Source organism: Pseudomonas sp. 1928-m (assembly GCF_029269135.1).
Taxonomy (GTDB): Bacteria; Pseudomonadota; Gammaproteobacteria; order Pseudomonadales; family Pseudomonadaceae; genus Aquipseudomonas.
Genome location: NZ_JARIXO010000003.1, coordinates 58956 through 76253 on the forward strand (window position 1 = coordinate 58956; position 17298 = coordinate 76253).

At 62.4% G+C, this 17298-nt stretch carries 15 protein-coding genes; 11 read left to right on the forward strand and 4 right to left on the reverse strand.

Annotated elements, in window-relative coordinates; translation table 11 throughout:
• Positions 1-49 precede the first annotated feature (49 nt).
• The 4 genes from P3C18_RS12185 (at position 50) to rhtB (ending at position 4027) form a co-directional block, all read left to right on the forward strand.
• The gene (locus tag P3C18_RS12185) at positions 50-1960 is read left to right on the forward strand and encodes an ATP-binding cassette domain-containing protein (RefSeq protein WP_275962116.1); all 1911 of its coding nucleotides are present in this window, start codon (positions 50-52) and stop codon (positions 1958-1960) included.
• Between the two features lie 8 nt (positions 1961-1968).
• Complete coding sequence (locus P3C18_RS12190; RefSeq protein ID WP_275962432.1) at positions 1969-2544, forward strand: mechanosensitive ion channel family protein; 576 nt, start codon at positions 1969-1971, stop codon at positions 2542-2544.
• Between the two features lie 6 nt (positions 2545-2550).
• A complete protein-coding gene (locus tag P3C18_RS12195) occupies positions 2551-3318 on the forward strand; it encodes a TerC family protein (RefSeq protein ID WP_275962117.1) in 768 nt (255 codons plus the stop codon).
• 79 nt (positions 3319-3397) lie between these two features.
• Positions 3398-4027, forward strand: a complete 630-nt coding sequence (gene rhtB / locus P3C18_RS12200; RefSeq protein ID WP_275962118.1) for a homoserine/homoserine lactone efflux protein — start codon at positions 3398-3400, stop codon at positions 4025-4027.
• Positions 4028-4042: 15 nt separating this feature from the next.
• On the opposite strand, the gene P3C18_RS12205 is transcribed toward rhtB, so the two are convergent.
• Positions 4043-4816, reverse strand: coding sequence for an SDR family NAD(P)-dependent oxidoreductase (locus P3C18_RS12205; RefSeq protein ID WP_275962119.1), 774 nt, complete (start codon positions 4814-4816; stop codon positions 4043-4045).
• A 121-nt stretch (positions 4817-4937) separates the two neighbouring features.
• On the opposite strand from P3C18_RS12205, the gene P3C18_RS12210 reads away from it, so the two are divergent.
• Together P3C18_RS12210 and P3C18_RS12215 are read left to right on the forward strand one after the other, a co-directional pair.
• The gene (locus P3C18_RS12210; protein WP_275962120.1) at positions 4938-6830 is read left to right on the forward strand and encodes an FTR1 family protein; all 1893 of its coding nucleotides are present in this window, start codon (positions 4938-4940) and stop codon (positions 6828-6830) included.
• Positions 6831-6893: 63 nt separating this feature from the next.
• A complete protein-coding gene (locus tag P3C18_RS12215) occupies positions 6894-7346 on the forward strand; it encodes a YaiI/YqxD family protein (RefSeq protein ID WP_090378032.1) in 453 nt (150 codons plus the stop codon).
• Between the two features lie 3 nt (positions 7347-7349).
• Here P3C18_RS12215 and P3C18_RS12220 read toward each other — a convergent pair whose 3' ends face one another.
• Together P3C18_RS12220 and elbB are read right to left on the reverse strand one after the other, a co-directional pair.
• Positions 7350-7820, reverse strand: a complete 471-nt coding sequence (locus P3C18_RS12220; RefSeq protein ID WP_275962121.1) for a thioesterase family protein — start codon at positions 7818-7820, stop codon at positions 7350-7352.
• A gap of 136 nt (positions 7821-7956) precedes the next feature.
• Positions 7957-8619, reverse strand: a complete 663-nt coding sequence (elbB, locus tag P3C18_RS12225; RefSeq protein WP_275962122.1) for an isoprenoid biosynthesis glyoxalase ElbB — start codon at positions 8617-8619, stop codon at positions 7957-7959.
• Between the two features lie 195 nt (positions 8620-8814).
• Between elbB and P3C18_RS12230 the strand changes: the two genes are divergently transcribed.
• The 3 genes from P3C18_RS12230 to ppk1 all read left to right on the forward strand — a co-directional run bounded on the left by P3C18_RS12230 (position 8815) and on the right by ppk1 (position 13532).
• Positions 8815-10050: a sterol desaturase family protein gene (locus P3C18_RS12230; protein ID WP_275962123.1), complete on the forward strand. Its 1236-nt coding sequence runs from the start codon at positions 8815-8817 to the stop codon at positions 10048-10050.
• A 245-nt stretch (positions 10051-10295) separates the two neighbouring features.
• Positions 10296-11309, forward strand: coding sequence for a porphobilinogen synthase (gene hemB / locus P3C18_RS12235; protein WP_275962124.1), 1014 nt, complete (start codon positions 10296-10298; stop codon positions 11307-11309).
• A gap of 18 nt (positions 11310-11327) precedes the next feature.
• Positions 11328-13532 carry a polyphosphate kinase 1 gene (gene ppk1 / locus P3C18_RS12240; protein ID WP_275962125.1) on the forward strand — a complete coding sequence of 735 codons (2205 nt, stop codon included), beginning with the start codon at positions 11328-11330 and terminating at the stop codon, positions 13530-13532.
• A gap of 30 nt (positions 13533-13562) precedes the next feature.
• Here the strand turns inward: ppk1 and ppx are convergent, their stop codons facing one another.
• A complete protein-coding gene (gene ppx / locus P3C18_RS12245) occupies positions 13563-15065 on the reverse strand; it encodes an exopolyphosphatase (RefSeq protein ID WP_275962126.1) in 1503 nt (500 codons plus the stop codon).
• A gap of 279 nt (positions 15066-15344) precedes the next feature.
• On the opposite strand from ppx, the gene trxA reads away from it, so the two are divergent.
• A complete protein-coding gene (gene trxA, locus P3C18_RS12250; protein WP_090241426.1) occupies positions 15345-15671 on the forward strand; it encodes a thioredoxin TrxA in 327 nt (108 codons plus the stop codon).
• A gap of 256 nt (positions 15672-15927) precedes the next feature.
• Complete coding sequence (gene rho, locus P3C18_RS12255) at positions 15928-17187, forward strand: transcription termination factor Rho (protein ID WP_090254678.1); 1260 nt, start codon at positions 15928-15930, stop codon at positions 17185-17187.
• Positions 17188-17298: the final 111 nt, after the last annotated feature.

Consider the following 17298-nt stretch of genomic DNA (forward strand, 5'->3'; position numbering starts at 1 on the left):
GTGCTTTCCGGGTTTCTCTAAAGGGACTCTGGTAGACTCCGCCGCCATTATGATCCGACTCCAGAACCTGACTTTACAGCGTGGCCCTCAGCGTCTGCTAGAAGATGCCGAGATGACCCTGCACCCCGGCCACAAAGCCGGCCTGATCGGCGCCAACGGTGCCGGCAAATCCAGCCTGTTTGCCCTGTTTCGTGGCGAGCTGAGTGCGGACGCGGGCGACTGCCTGATCCCCGCCGATTGGCGCGTTGCGCACATGCGCCAGGAGATCGATGCGGTCGAGCGCCAGGCGGTCGATTATGTACTTGATGGCGACCTGCAACTGCGCAAGGTGCAGGCCGAACTGGCCGTGGCCGAAGCAGCGCATGACGGCGCTGCCGTAGCGCGCTTGCACACCGAACTCGACACCCTCGACGGCTACAGCGCCGATGCCCGTGCGCGCAAGCTGCTCGCCGGTTTGGGTTTCGACAGTGCGCAGATGGATCGCCGCGTCGGTGACTTCTCCGGTGGCTGGCGCATGCGCCTGAACCTGGCGCAGGCGCTGATGTGCCCGTCCGACCTGCTGCTGCTCGATGAGCCGACCAACCACCTCGATCTCGATGCGATTCTCTGGCTGGAAAGCTGGCTGAAAGGTTACCCCGGTACCTTGCTGCTGATCTCCCATGATCGCGATTTCCTGGATGCCGTAGTGGACCACGTTGCCCACCTCGATCAGCAGAAACTGACCCTCTATCGCGGTGGCTATTCGGCGTTCGAACGCACCCGTGCCGAGCGTCTGGCGCAGCAGCAGCAGGCGTACGAGAAACAGCAGGCGCAACGTGCGCACATGGAAAAGTACATCGCCCGCTTCAAGGCCCAGGCCACCAAGGCACGCCAGGCGCAGAGCCGGATCAAAGCGCTGGAACGCATGGAAGAGCTGTCGGCCGCGCACGTTGATTCGCCGTTTGACTTCAGCTTCCGCGAGGCCGATAAGATCTCCAGTCCGCTGCTCAGCCTTAGTGAAGGTCGCCTGGGTTATGGCGACAAGGTGGTGCTGGAGAAGGTCAAACTGAACCTGGCGCCCGGCGCGCGCTTGGGCCTGCTTGGGCCGAACGGCGCGGGTAAGTCGACCCTGATCAAGAATCTGTCGAACGAACTGCAACCGATCAGCGGCCATCTGCAGCGCGGCGAGAACCTGGTGGTCGGCTACTTCGCCCAGCATCAGCTCGATGCCCTGGACGACAAAGCCAGCCCGCTGCTGCACTTCCAGCGCCTGGCACCGACCGAGCGTGAGCAGACCCTGCGCGACTTCCTCGGCGGTTTCGACTTCCGCGGCCCGCGTTGCGATGAGCCGGTGCTGAATTTTTCTGGCGGTGAGAAAGCCCGCCTGGCCTTGGCGCTGATCGCCTGGGGCAAACCCAACCTGTTGCTGCTCGATGAGCCAACCAACCACCTCGACCTGGAAATGCGCCTGGCGCTGACCATGGCCCTGCAGGAGTTCAGCGGCGCAGTGGTGGTGGTGTCCCACGATCGCCACTTGCTCAAGAGCACCACCGACGAGTTCCTTCTGGTCGCCGATGGGCTGGTGCAGCTGTTCGACGGTGATCTGGAAGACTACGCCCGCTGGTTGGTGGACTACCGCACGCGGCAGGCGCCGACCAGCAGTGGCGAGAGCAATCCGGATAAAGCCGACAAGCGCGTGCAGCGTCAGGCCGCTGCAGCCCTGCGTCAGCAATTGGCGCCGCACAAACGCGAAGCTGACAAGCTGGAGAAAGAGCTGGGCCAGCTGCACGAGAAACTCGCTGCCGTCGAAGCCCGCCTGGGTGACAGCGATATCTACGAAGCCGCACGCAAAGACGAGCTGCGTGATGCCCTGGCCGAGCAGGCCAAGCTGAAAAGCCGCGAAGCCGATCTGGAAGAACGCTGGATGCTCGCGCTGGAAACCCTCGAAGCCCTGCAAGCCGAGCTGGAGGCCGCCAGTTGAACATCACCCTGCCGACCCTGGAATGGTTGATGACCTGGCAAGAGCCGTTGCTGCGCACCGGTCAGGTGATCCTGATTGTGCTGCTGGCCTGGCTGTTCCAGCGCATTCTCACCCGTGGCATCACTCGTCTGGGCAACCGCTACCCGCAGTTGCCGGCCGAATTGCTGATGCCGCTGCGCGGCCTGCTGCGCTGGTTGGTGCTGGGTAGTGCGTTTATGTTGGTGCTGGAACGCCTGGGCGTTTCCGCGCAGGTGCTGTGGACCGCGCTCACCGGCTTTGCCGCCGTGGCTGCAGTGGCCTTCTTCGCCATCTGGAGCGTGTTGTCCAACATGTTCTGTGCGCTGCTGATCTTTGCCATGGGGCCGTTTCGCATTGGCGATTGTGTCGAGGTGCTGGAAAGCGCCGACAAACCTGGCGTGCGCGGCCGGGTCGTGGCGATCAACCTGTTCTACACCACTCTGGAAGATCTCAGCGGTGATGCCCCCGGCGCCTGGGTGCAAATTCCCAATAGCCTGTTTTTCCAAAAAGCCGTGCGCCGCTGGCGTAATGGCGAACTCCCTACGCCGCGCAATACCGAGGTTTAAGCAATTATGGAATGGCTGGCCAGCCCTGAACTCTGGGTCGCGTTTCTGACCCTGACCGCCCTGGAAATTGTCCTGGGCATCGACAACATCATCTTTATCTCGATCCTGGTCAGTCGTCTGCCCAAGCATCAGCAACCCAAGGCGCGCTTCTTCGGCCTGGCCCTGGCCATGGGCACGCGGATTCTGCTGCTGCTGTCGATCAGCTGGGTGATGCGCCTGACGGCCGACCTGTTCCATGTATTCGATCAAGGTTTCTCCGGGCGTGACCTGATCCTGCTCTTCGGTGGTCTGTTCCTGTTGTGGAAGAGCACGGCGGAGATCTTCCACAGCCTGGAAGGCGAAGAAGAAGCTCAGACCGCAGGCGGCAAGGCTTACGGCTTTATGGGCATCATCGTGCAGATCGCGATTATCGACATCGTCTTCTCCCTCGACTCGGTGATTACCGCTGTCGGCCTGGTCGACAACGTGCCAGTCATGGTCGCGGCCATTGTGATTTCGGTGATCGTGATGATGCTCTCTGCCGGCACCATCAGCGACTTTATCGACAAGCACCCGAGCCTGAAAATACTCGCGCTGTCGTTCCTGATCGTGGTCGGCACCGTGCTGGTCGCCGAAGCCTTCGGCGTGCATGTGCCGAAGGGTTATGTGTACTTCGCCATGGCCTTCTCGTTGGCGGTGGAAGCCGTCAATATCCGCATGCGCGTGGCCCGCGCACGGGCTCGCAAAGAGGCAGAGCTGGAGCCGGTGCAACTGCGTAAGGGTTCGCCGGACTGATTCAGCAGCTGGGCGAGTCACCCAACAAGGGGTAGGCTAGCGGCCTGCCCCTTTTTATTTTCTGTTTGAGGTATCTGCCATGGCACTGGAAACCTGGCTTGCGTTCTTTGTGGCCTGTTGGGTCATCAGCCTGTCGCCGGGTGCGGGGGCGATTGCCTCGATGTCGGCCGGGTTGCAGTACGGCTTTCTGCGCGGCTACTGGAATGCCCTGGGCCTGCAGCTGGGCCTGGCCTTGCAGATCGCCATTGTGGCCGCCGGGGTTGGGGCGATTCTCGCGGCGTCGGAGCTGGCCTTTAGCCTGATCAAATGGTTTGGCGTGGTCTATCTGGTGTACCTCGGCTATCGCCAGTGGCAGGCGCTGCCCCGTGATATGAGTGCGCAGACCGAGCGGCCCATCGGCCGCCCGCTGACCCTGGTGTTGCGCGGCTTTCTGGTCAACTTCAGCAACCCCAAGGCGATTGTGTTTATGCTCGCGGTGCTGCCGCAGTTCCTTAACCCGCAAGCCCCGCTGCTGAGCCAGTACCTGGTGATGGGCGTGACCATGATCTGCGTCGATCTGATCGTGATGGCCGGCTACACCGGCCTGGCTGCACGGGTGCTGGGTGCGCTGCGTTCGCCACGCCAGCAGAAACTGATGAACCGCACCTTTGGCGCACTGTTTGTTGGCGCTGCTGCGTTGCTGGCCAGCGTGCGCCGCGCGCCGGTCTGAGCTGCGCTGGTATTGCTACCAGGGGATGGGCTGGCCATCCCAGCCCCAGAAGCTGCCGGTCTGCGCCGGGCCGTGCTGTTCGATCTGCGCCAGTAGGCACTCGGCGGAATAGCTCGGGGTAAACAGCTTGTCTGCCGGCACATTGGCCTGAAAGGGCTTCGATAGCTCGGTGTCGGTGGTGCCGGGGTGCAGGCTGAGCACGCAGCTGTTGGGGTTGAGCCGGCTCAACTCGATGCTTGCAGTGTGCAGCAACTGGTTTAGCGCAGCCTTGCTGGCGCGGTAGCTGTACCAGCCGCCGAGGCGGTTGTCGCCAATCGAACCGACCCGCGCCGACAGCGCCGCCACCGTGCAGGCATGCTGACCGCGTAGCAGCGGCAGCAGGTACTTGAGCAGCAGGATCGGTGCAAAGCTGTTGCGCTGAAAGGTCGCCAGCAGCCCTTCAAGATTGATCTGCGCCAAACCCTTCTCGGCTTTCGCCGCGCCGTCCTGCAGTACGCCAACCGTGCACAGCAGCAGATGCAGGCGAGGGATGGCGGCGCGCAACTGCGCGGCCAGCTCGCTTAGCGCCTGTTCATCGCAGACATCCACATCCAGACAGTGCAGGCGTTGGCCATATTGCGCTGTCAGCTCAAGCAGGCCGGGCGCCTGACTGGCCTGGCGGGCGATGGCCCAGACCCCGGCGACATCGGTGCGGGCAAGCAATTGTCTGGTCAGCGCCAGGCCGATCCCCCGGCTGGCGCCACAGACCACGACATGCGCCGGTTCTTCCAGGCGTTGCCAAAAACTCATCGCATCACTCCTGCGTCATTGCGACGATCCGTCGCGGGCCGTGGTCGATCAAAGGTTGAGGAAAGTCGTTAGGAGGGCAACAATCGAATGTCATCCATTCGTATTTGGGATCAACTCCTATATGACTTCCGTATTGCGTTTCTGCAGTTGGTTGCTGATGCCCGTGTTGGCACTCTGCAGCCTGGCTGTTATGGCCGAACCCATCGAGGGCGCGGCGCAAGCTCTGCATCTGCTCGGTTACCTGGGCGCTGACTACCCGGCCACCGTGGCCAATGGTCAGGTGATCGACTCCGGCGAATACCGCGAGCAGCTGGAGTTTCTTACTGTACTGCAAGGTCTGATCGTTGCGCTGCCAGCGCGTAGCGAACAGGCCAAGCTGGAGCAAGGCGTGGCCAGCCTGCGCCAGGGCATCGAACAGCGTGTCGAGGGCAGCCAGGTCGCGCAGCAGGCGCGACAGTTGGCCGCGACCCTGGCCACGGCCTATGGCGTCAGCCAGACCCCGGCCATCACCCCCGACCCAAGCCGTGGTGCGCCGCTGTTTGCTCAGCATTGCAGCGTGTGCCACGGCGACAGCGGCGCGGGTGACGGGCCGGCGGGCATCGGCCTGGAACCGCCACCGGCCAATCTGCGCGACCTGGCGCGGCTCAATCGGTTAAGCCTGTATGACCTGTTCAACAGCATCGGCCTGGGCATCGATGGCACCGATATGGCGGCCTTTGCCGACCAGCTGGATGAACGCCAGCGCTGGGACCTGGCCAGTTATATCGCCGGTTTCAGCGCCGAGCCGGTTACCGCAGGCGATCCGTTCAGTATGGCGACACTGGCCGGCACGACCCCGGATGAAGTGGCGGCCGCGCAGGGTGATGAGGCGGCCGCACGCTTCCGCGCCCAGCGTGCGCAGCCGCCGGTGCAGCAACGCGGCCCGCTGCAATTGATCGAGCACACCCGCGCGACCCTGGAGCAGAGCCTGGCGGCCTACCGCGCCGGCGATCACGAGCAGGCCTATGACCTTTCGGTCGGTGCCTATCTGGAAGGCTTCGAGCTGGTCGAAAGCGCCCTGGATAACCTCGACTCGGTGCAGCGCAAGACCACCGAGCGTGCGCTGATGGCTTACCGTCAGGCGCTGCAGGATGGTCTGTCGGTGCCGCAGGCGGCGCAGCGGCTGGAGCAGGCCAAGGCCGAGCTGGCGACTTCCGCCGCATTGCTCGACAGCGATGGCCTGTCTGATTCGCTGAGTTTCTTCTCCAGCCTGCTGATTCTGCTGCGCGAAGGGCTGGAAGCGATTCTGGTGCTGGCGGCGATTCTGGCTTTCCTGCGCAACACCGGTCAGCAACAGGCGGTGCGCAGTGTGCATATCGGCTGGGGCCTGGCGCTGCTGGCCGGCGCGGGCACCTGGGCGTTGGCGGCCTACCTGATCGATGTCAGCGGCGCGCAGCGTGAACTGCTCGAAGGTGTGACCGCACTGTTTGCCAGCGTGATGGTGCTCTGGCTCGGCGTGTGGATGCATGACCGCCGGCATGCCGCAGCCTGGCAGGATTACATCAAGAGCAGCCTGGTCGGCGGTGGCGGGCGTTTCGGCTTTGCCGTGCTGGCGTTCTTCTCGGTGTACCGCGAGCTGTTCGAAGTCATCCTGTTCTATGAAACCCTCTGGCTGCAGGCCGGCCCGCAAGGCCATGGCATGGTCCTGGCTGGCGCAGCCGCAGCGCTGGTGCTGCTGCTTGGTTTGGCCTGGGTGATTCTGCGCGGCTCGCGCAAACTGCCGCTGGCGACCTTCTTCGGCGTCAATGCCGTGCTGCTCTGTGTGCTTTCGGTGGTGTTTGCCGGCCACGGCGTCGCGGCCCTGCAGGAAGCCGGGGTGCTGGGTACGCGGCCGGTGGCATTCTTCGAGTTCGACTGGCTGGGTATTCACGATGATGCCTACAGCCTTGCGGCCCAGGCCACGGCGCTGGCGGCCATAGCGCTGCTTTATGGCCGCAGCTGGCTGGGCGAGCGTCGCCGTCTGTCTCAGGCGTGAAGCGCAGCTACTGCCGGCATGGCTTAACATGCCGGCTTTGTTGCCTGTGGAGAGTGCTGGGTGATGCGAGTCTGGATTGATGCCGATGCCTGCCCCAAGGCGGCCAAGGATCAGGTGGTGAAGTTCGCCCTGAAGCGGCGCTTCGAGGTGCTGCTGGTGGCTGGTCAGGCGCAAATCAAGCCGGCGTACAGCTGTGTGCGGCTGATCGTGGTGCCCAGCGGCCCGGATGCGGCCGATGATTACCTGGTGGAGCATGCGCTGCCGGGTGAGTTGGTGATCTGCAGCGACGTGCCGCTGGCCGACCGTCTGGTAAAGAAAGGCGTGGCGGCCCTTGATCCGCGCGGCCGCGAGTTTGATGAGCGCAATATGGGCGACAAGCTGGCGGTGCGTAACCTGTTTACCGAGTTGCGCGAACTGGGTCAGGTCGGCGGTGGTCAACCGCCGTATGGCGAGCGCGACAAGCAGGCGTTCGCCAATTCATTGGATCGCATCCTCACCCGTTTGCAGCGGGCTTAGCCATTAGCCGCACAGATAAGTGCCGGTGCCGACGGCCACCAGGGTGCCGTCATCGCTGTGCAGTTCGCTGCGCACCACCGCCACCTTGTTGCCGGTACGCAGCAGCACCGCGCTGGCGGTAAAACGCTGGCCACGGCCGGGGCGCAGGTAGTCGATGCGCAGGTCGATGGTGCCGAGCTTGGACAGCCGCGCCATGCGCTCGGCGCTGGACAGGTGCTGGTGTTTGTCGAATGCGCCAATCAGCGCCATGGCGCCGCCGGCCACATCCAGCAGCGAGGAGATCACCCCGCCATGCAGAATGCCGTGGACGAAGTTTCCGATCAGCTCGGGCTTCATCGGCAGGTGCATGGTCACGCGCTGGGCGCTCAGCTCATCCAGCTCGATACCGAGCACCTGATTGAAGGGGATGCGCTGGAAGAAGCTGCTGACTGCTTGCTGCAGCTCGGCGGTCAGCTCGAACGGTGGGTTGCTCATGGGGGCGTGCCTGGGCGAGGGGAAGTTCAACCTGCCGCACTGCGGCCGATCTGACCAGTGGCGCGGCCGGAGTACCGCGCGCATTGGCGTGATTGGCGTGCTATCGGCCTGATCTACGGCTGATCAGGTCGCAGACTTAGACCGGGTGGCTAAGCTCGAGCACGCGATCCACCAGCTTGTTGATCCCCGAGGCGGCTTCGCTGATCGACTGGGCGAGCATATAGGCCGGGGTGGTCACCAGCTTGCGCTCGGCGTCTTCGACGATCTCGCTGACTTCGCACTCATGGTGCTCGGCGCCCATCTGCACCAGGGTCGCGGCTGTTTCGTGGTCCTTGCCGATGGTGCAGATCACACCGCTGCCAAAGATCTTCGCCGCCAGCGCCGGGGCAATGCACATCAGGCCCACCGGTTTGCCGGCTGCGACAAAGGCGCGGGTGGCGCTCAGCACATCGGCCTGCACGGTGCAGTTGGCGCCGCTGATGGCGAAGTCGGAAAGGTTTTTCGCCACGCCAAAACCGCCGGGCATGATCAGCGCATCGAAGTCGCCGACATGCAGCTCCTTGACGTCCTTGATCTTGCCGCGGGCGATGCGCGCCGACTCGACCAGTACGTTGCGCGTGTCGTCCATTTCGTCGCCACTGTAGTGATCGACCACATGCAGCTGCGGCACGTTGGGGGCAAAGCACTGCACCTGCGCACCACGTTGATCGAGGCGCAGCAGGGTGATCACGCTTTCATGGATTTCCGCGCCGTCATAGACGCCACAGCCGGAAAGAATCACCGCGACTTTCTTGTTCATCAAGTTCTCCTGAATAACCAGCTGTATCGAATTGAGTCGTGTCCTGATGTCGCCTGAACCCTAATGTCGCCATATGCCACCCAGGTTGGCATGGCGCGCCGCGAGGCGGATGTGGCGCTGGGCTAGGATTTATTCAGCAATCCTAGCCGTTAGCCTCGTGCAGCGATATGGCGATTCTATGCAACCGGTGAAACCATGAATTACATCCTCTATGCCGTACCGTTCTTCTTTGCCTTGATCGCCCTAGAACTGTTGCTCGACCGCTGGCGCGGGGTCAGCACCTACCGCTTCTCCGATGCGCTCAACAGCCTCAGTGCCGGGGTGCTGTCGACCACCGTGGGCCTGCTGACCAAAGCCGTCGGTCTGCTCACCTACACCCTGGCCTGGCAGCACTTCGGCGTGTTCGATTTATCGGCCAGCAGCCTGTGGGTCTGGCTGTTCGCCTTTGTCTTCTACGACTTCTGCTACTACTGGAACCACCGCCTGGGCCATGAGCGCAATGTGCTCTGGGCGGCGCACTCGGTGCACCATCAGAGCGAGGACTACAACCTTTCCACGGCGTTGCGGCAGACCAGTACTGGTTTCATCTTCGGCTGGATCTTCTACCTGCCGATGGCCGTGGCCGGTGTGCCGCCGCTGGTATTCCTCACGGTGGCGGCGCTGAACCTGCTCTATCAGTTCTGGGTGCACACGCGGCACATTCCCAAACTGGGCTGGTTCGAGTGGTTCTTTATCACCCCCTCCAACCACCGCGTGCACCATGCGCAGAATGCTGTGTATATGGATCGTAATTACGGCGGCGTGTTCATTCTCTGGGATCGCCTGTTCGGCACCTTTCAAGAGGAGCTGGATGAAGAGCCGGTGGTGTTCGGCGTGACCACGCCGCTGGCCAGCTGGAACCCGCTGTGGGCCAATGCGCAGTTCTATGTCGCGCTGTGGCGTGATGCGGTGCGCGCCGAGTCCTGGTGGGACAAGCTGCGCATCTGGTTTATGCGCACCGGCTGGCGCCCGGCCGATGTCGCGGCCAAGTACCCGCAGAGCAAGCCGGACCTCAGCCAGTTCGTCAAATTCGACGTGCCGTTGAGCCTGGCGCAGAAGCTCTACGCCGGCGTGCAGTTCAGCCTGTATGTGGTGGCCGGCACCGTGCTGCTGGGCCTGGGCGACACACTGAGCCTGGCACAGGCGCTGTTGGGCATCGTCTGGATGGCCGTGGGGCTGACGATCATCGGCAGCTGGCTGGAAAACCGGCCGACGGCCAGGCGCTGGGAAATGCTGCGTCTGCTGCTCAACCTGCCGGCGGCCTGGCTGGCCCTGCAGCTTGGCCTGCTGAGCGCTCAGCCACTGCTCTGGGCGTTGCTGGTGGGCTACAGCCTGCTCAGCCTGGGCGCGCTGTTCTGGACCCCGCGCGGGCAGGATGCCGTTCCCGCCTAAATCTTGTTCATTGCTGGACCTCACAACGGTGGACAGGCGCAGGCCTGCTCCACCGTTGTGCTTTCCGGGTCGGGAAAACGGCTGTGGTGCATACGCGTGCAACATATCTTCGCCATAGTTGCGGCGCTATGCTGGTTGGGCTTGCGGCAAGCGGTCGCAGCGCTGTCGTGTGTTGTCATACTTTGGTCATAATGGCCGCTTATAACTGTCACACTTGCCCGTTGCTACGGGCTTCGGAGCCTGCCGTGAGCTTTACCCCCGCCAATCGCCTGTTTCCCGCCACTCGCCTGCGTCGCAATCGCCGTGATGATTTTTCCCGGCGTCTGGTGCGGGAAAACCGCCTGAGTGTCGACGACCTGATTCTGCCGGTGTTCGTCCTCGACGGGGAAAACCGCCGCGAAGCGATTGCCTCGATGCCCGGTGTCGAGCGCCTGTCCATCGACCTGCTGCTCAAGGAAGCCGAACACTGGGTGGCCCTGGGCATTCCGGCGCTGGCGCTGTTCCCGGTGACGCCGCTGGAGAAGAAATCCCTGCTGGCTGAAGAAGCCTGGAACCCGGATGGCATCGCCCAGCGCGCCATCCGTGCCTTGCGCGCCAAGTTCCCCGAGCTGGGGGTGATCAGCGATGTGGCGCTGGACCCGTTCACCACCCATGGCCAGGACGGCATCCTCGATGAGTCCGGCTATGTGCAGAACGACGTTACCGTCGATGCGCTGGTCAAACAGGCGCTGTCGCATGCCGCTGCCGGTGCTCAGGTGGTGGCGCCCTCGGACATGATGGATGGCCGTGTGCAGGCGATCCGCGAGGCGCTGGAACTGGCCGATCACAGCAATGTGCGGATCATGGCCTACTCGGCCAAGTACGCCAGCGCCTACTACGGCCCGTTCCGCGATGCGGTGGGTTCGGCGGCGAATCTGGGTAAGGCCAACAAGGCCAGCTACCAGATGGACCCGGCCAATGGCGACGAAGCGCTGCATGAAGTGGCCGCCGATCTGGCTGAAGGCGCCGATATGGTTATGGTCAAGCCGGGCATGCCCTATCTGGACATCCTCTGGCGGGTCAAAGCGGAATTCAAGGTGCCGACCTTTGTCTATCAGGTCAGCGGTGAGTACGCCATGCATATGGCGGCTATTGAAAATGGTTGGTTGGGCGAGGCGGTGATTCTCGAATCACTTACTGCCTTCAAACGTGCGGGTGCCGATGGCATCCTGACTTATTTCGCCGTGCGCGCGGCAGAACTGCTGAAGCAGGGGCAATAGCCCCGCCAGGACTTTGTAATGAACACCGAAGGACTCAGTACCCCAGAATTGCAAGACGCCCAGCCGGTCGTCGATGAGGTTGTTGCCGTGGAAACCCCTGTCATCGAGGCCCCAGCGCCGGTCGTACCTGCGCCTGTGGTGATCCATAACCTGGATGACAGCAGCCTGTATATCCACCGCGAGCTGTCGCAGCTGCAATTCAATATCCGCGTGCTGGAACAGGCGCTGGATGAGTCCTATCCGCTGTTGGAACGGCTGAAGTTTCTGCTGATCTTCTCCAGCAACCTGGATGAGTTCTTCGAGATCCGCGTGGCCGGCCTGAAGAAGCAGATCAACTTCGCCCGTGAACAGGCCGGCGCCGACGGCCTGCAGCCGCACCAGGCGTTGGCGCGGATTGCTGAGCTGGTGCACGAGCAGGTGGACCGGCAGTACGCGATTCTCAATGACAACCTGTTCCCGGCGCTGGCCAAGCACAACGTCAACTTTATCCGCCGGCGTTTCTGGACGGCCAAGCACAAGGCCTGGGTCCGCCGCTATTTCCGCGACGAGATCGCGCCGATCATCACCCCGATCGGCCTCGACCCGACGCACCCGTTCCCGCTGCTGGTAAACAAGAGCCTGAACTTTATCGTCGAGCTGGAGGGTATCGACGCCTTCGGTCGCGACTCCGGTCTGGCGATCATTCCGGCGCCGCGTCTGCTGCCGCGCATCATCAAGGTGCCGGAGGATGTCGGCGGCCCTGGCGATAACTTCGTGTTCCTCTCCTCGATGATTCACGCCCACGCCGATGACCTGTTCCAGGGCATGAAGGTCAAGGGCTGCTACCAGTTCCGTCTGACCCGTAACGCCGACCTCTCGGTGGACACCGAGGACGTCGAAGACCTGGCCCGCGCCCTGCGTGGCGAGCTGTTCAGCCGGCGTTATGGCGACGCGGTGCGCCTGGAAGTGGTCGATACCTGCCCACGGCCGCTGCTGGATTACCTGCTTAAGCAGTTCAGCCTGACCGAGGCCGAGCTGTACCGGGTCAACGGTCCGGTCAACCTGACCCGGCTGTTCAGCATCACCGGCCTGGAAAGCCACCCGGAGCTGCAATACACGCCGTTCACCCCGGTGATCCCCAAGCTGTTGCAGAACGCCGAAAATATTTTCAGCGTGGTCAGCAAGCAGGACATCCTCCTGCTGCACCCCTTCGAGTCGTTTACTCCAGTGGTCGATCTGCTGCGTCAGGCGGCAAAAGACCCGCATGTGCTGGCGATCAAGCAGACCCTGTATCGCTCCGGGGCCAACTCGGAGATCGTCGATGCGCTGGTGGAAGCCGCGCGTAACGGCAAGGAAGTTACCGCGGTGATCGAGCTGCGTGCGCGCTTCGATGAAGAGTCCAATCTGCAGTTGGCCAGCCGTCTGCAGGCTGCCGGTGCGGTGGTGATCTATGGCGTGGTGGGCTTCAAGACCCACGCCAAGATGATGCTGATTCTGCGTCGCGAGGCCGGCGATATCGTCCGTTACGCGCACCTGGGTACCGGCAACTACCACGCCGGCAACGCCAAGCTGTACACCGACTACAGCCTGCTCACCGCCGATGCGGCGCTGTGCGAGGACGTGTCCAAGCTGTTCAGCCAGCTGATTGGCATGGGTAAGACCCTGCGCATGAAGAAGCTGCTGCACGCGCCGTTTACCCTGAAAAAGACCCTGCTCGACATGATCGCCCGCGAAACCGCGCTGGCGGCCGAGGGCAAGCCGGCGCATATCATCGCCAAGTTCAACTCGCTGACCGATCCGAAGATCATCCGCGCGCTGTACAAGGCCAGCCAGACCGGGGTGAAGATCGACCTGGTGGTGCGCGGCATGTGTTGCCTGCGCCCGGGCATTATCGGCGTGTCGCACAATATCCAGGTGCGCTCGATTATCGGCCGCTTCCTGGAGCACACGCGGGTGTTCTATTTCTCCAATGGCGGCGAGGAGAAGATCTACCTGTCCAGCGCCGACTGGATGGAACGCAACCTCGACAAGCGCGTCGAGACCTGCTTCCCGGTGGAAGGCAAGAAGCTGATTCTGCGGGTGAAAAAGGAGCTGGAAAGCTACCTGACCGACAACACCCAGGCCTGGGTGCTGCAGTCAGATGGGCGCTACCTGCGTACCAGCCCGAGCGGCAACCAGAACCCGCGCAGCGCGCAGGCTGGCCTGCTGGAGAAGCTGACTGCGCCGTTGATCAGCGCACGCTAGATAGGGTGGGAGAGGGCGTGAGCGTCAGCGTCAGCTCACGCTCAGTTCGATACCGATACGTTTGAGCCACTCCGCTTCCTGGGTGAAATCTGCCTGGGTCAGCGGGTTGCTCTCCAGCCAGCCTTCGGGAAACTGAATCTCCAGACGCTGCTCGGCAGCCTTGAGCTGCACGTTGGGCATTTCCTGGGTGCCACGGATATGGTGGAACAGGATGGCAAAACGCAGCAGCACGCAGAGGCGGATCAGCTTGATGCCTTCGCTGCCGAATTCGGCGAACTTGTCCTTGGGGATATTGCGCCGATGGCCGCGTACCAGGAGCGCGAGCATCTGCTGATCCTGACGCGAGAAGCCGGATAAGTCCGAGTGCTCGACCAGGTAGGCGCCGTGCTTGTGGTACTGGTAGTGGGCGATGTCCAGGCCGACTTCATGCACCTTGGCCGCCCAGCTGAGCAGCTCGCGGTGCCAGTCATCTTCCAGTTGCCAATCGTTGGCCACCTTCTCCAGCGCCGCAAGCGCCTTGCTCTCGACCCGTGCGGCCTGCTCCAGATCGACGTGATAGCGCTCCATCAGCGAACTCAGGGTGCGCTCGCGCACGTCCTCATGCTGATGGCGGCCAAGCAGGTCATACAGCACGCCTTCGCGCAGCGCGCCTTCGGAATGGCTCATGCGCTGGATATCGCAGGCGTCGAAGATTGCTTCGAGAATCGCCAGGCCCGCCGGGAAAATCCCCCGGCGATCCGGCTTGATGCCGTCGAGGTCGAGTTTTTCTGCCTCGCCGGCCTTGAATACTTTGCGTTTCAGCCAGGCCAGGCCCTGGGCGTTGACTTCGCCCGTGCCGAGGCCGGCTGCTTGGATGGTCAGGCCGATGGCCTTGATGGTGCCGGATGCGCCGACGGCGTCTTCCCAGCCCAGGCGGCGCAGGGCGTGCTCGATGCCCATGATCTCCAGCCGCGCCGCGGTGTAGGCCTGGGCATAACGTGCTGGGGTGATCTTGCCGTCCTTGAAAAAACGCTGGGTAAAGCTCACGCAACCCATCTGCAGGCTTTCGCGCAGCAGCGGCTCGAAGCGCTGGCCGATGATGAACTCGGTGCTGCCGCCGCCAATATCGGCGACCAGGCGCTTGCCGGGGGTGTCGGCGATGCTGTGCGACACGCCAAGGTAAATCAGTCGCGCTTCTTCGCGCCCGGAGATGACTTCAACCGGGTGGCCGAGGATCTCTTCGGCGCGGCGGATAAATTCGCCACGGTTGCGCGCCTCACGCAGGGCGTTGGTGCCCACCACGCGCACGGCGCCTTCCGGCAGGCTGGCGGTCAGCTGGGCGAAGCGGCGCAGGCAATCGAGCCCGCGCTGCATGGCTTCTTCGCTGAGCAGGCGCTGCTCGTCGATGCCGGCGGCCAGCTGGACCTTGTCGCCGAGGCGTTCGAGGATGCGGATCTCGCCGTGATCGGCTTTGGCCAGCACCATATGGAAGCTGTTGGAGCCCAGGTCGATAGCTGCAATCAAAGGAAAAGACTCGGCAGGGGTATGCGGCATGGCAGAACCATCTCAATGCGGAACCGCGCCATCGTGCCACGATAGCCAGGCCCCGCCAACGCATACTGATGTCGCAGGTACAGGCCAAACCCGCTGCGCTACGGTTCGCGCGGCGGCTGGCCGGGGCTTGCCGGCCGTCTGAATAAATTGTGACGCAGGCGGTTGCACGGCTGGCTTGTGGCCAAACCATAGAGAAGCTCAATTGCCACCGCCTTCCTGTGTGGGAAAAGCCGGGCTATGATGTCGCCCATCTTTTGCTTACGAACTCGGAGACTTTCCATGAGCGAATTCATCACCAATGTCAGCGATGCCAGTTTCGACCAGGATGTTCTCCAGGCCGAGGGGCCGGTGCTGGTCGACTACTGGGCTGAGTGGTGCGGCCCGTGCAAGATGATCGCGCCGGTACTCGATGAGATCGCCCAGACTTACCAGGGCAAGCTGAAAGTCTGCAAGCTGAACATCGATGAAAACCAGGACACCCCGCCGAAGTTCGGCGTGCGTGGCATCCCGACGCTGATGCTGTTCAAGAACGGCAATGTCGAAGCCACCAAAGTCGGCGCGCTGTCCAAGTCGCAGCTGGCGGCCTTCCTCGACAGCAACATCTAAGTTGCGTTGAGACGGCAACAAGCCCTGAAAGCCCCGCACATTGCGGGGCTTTTTTCTGTCTGGGCGCTGGACGATGAATAAAGCCGGTGTTACATTCGGCCTCGCTGCATTTCCTATGCAGCCCCCTGCAAGCCGTCGCCGACGCATTCCTATTCGAATCTTTCGATATACAAGCAGGCGATCAAGTCGCCTTCTCAGCGGCGCGGCCTCCCAAGCTAAATAGCTTATTCCCCTCCTTCATGATTACGTCATTCCTATGAATCTGACCGAACTCAAGCAAAAGCCGATTACCGAACTGCTGGAACTCGCTGAACAACAAGGCCTGGAAAACATGGCCCGTTCGCGCAAGCAGGACGTGATTTTCTCCCTGTTGAAAAAACACGCTAAAAGCGGTGAGGAAATCTCCGGTGATGGCGTGCTGGAGATTCTCCAGGACGGTTTCGGCTTTCTCCGCTCTGCGGATGCCTCGTACCTCGCTGGCCCCGATGACATCTACGTCTCGCCGAGCCAGATCCGCCGCTTCAACTTGCGTACTGGCGATACCATCGTCGGCAAGATCCGCCCGCCGAAAGAAGGCGAGCGTTACTTCGCGCTGCTCAAAGTTGACACGATCAACTACGACCGCCCGGAAAACGCCAAGAACAAGATTCTGTTTGAAAACCTGACGCCGCTGTTTCCCACCAAGCGTCTGGTCATGGAAGCCGGTAACGGCTCCACCGAGGACATCACCGGCCGGGTGATCGACCTCTGCGCCCCGATTGGCAAAGGCCAGCGCGGCCTGATCGTCGCACCGCCGAAAGCCGGTAAGACCATCATGCTGCAGAACATCGCGGCGAACATCGCACGCAACAACCCCGAGTGCCACCTGATCGTTCTGCTGATCGACGAGCGCCCGGAAGAAGTGACCGAGATGCAGCGCACCGTGCGCGGCGAAGTGGTTGCCTCGACCTTCGACGAGCCGCCAACCCGCCACGTGCAGGTTGCCGAAATGGTGATCGAGAAGGCCAAGCGCCTGGTCGAGCACAAGAAGGACGTGGTTATCCTGCTCGACTCCATCACCCGTCTGGCGCGTGCCTACAACACCGTGATCCCAAGCTCCGGCAAGGTGCTTACCGGTGGTGTCGACGCTCACGCCCTGGAGAAGCCGAAACGCTTCTTCGGTGCCGCGCGTAATATCGAAGAAGGCGGCTCGCTGACCATCATCGCCACCGCGCTGGTAGAAACCGGCTCGAAGATGGATGAAGTGATCTACGAAGAGTTCAAAGGCACCGGCAATATGGAGCTGCCGCTGGACCGTCGTATCGCCGAGAAGCGTGTGTTCCCTGCGATCAACATCAACCGCGCCGGTACTCGCCGCGAAGAACTGCTGACCGCCGATGACGAACTGCAGCGCATGTGGATTCTGCGCAAGCTGCTGCACCCGATGGATGAGATTGCCGCCATCGAGTTCCTCACCGACAAGCTGAAAGCGACCAAGACGAACGAAGAGTTCTTCCAGTCGATGAAGCGTAAGTAAGGCGTCCTTCGCCTTACAACAAAAGCCGGGTAAGCCCGGCTTTTGTGTGTCTGGAGGCTGGCTTTCCCTTCTGAAAGACCCAGTTCGGCGCTAAACTTTGCGCCCCTATTG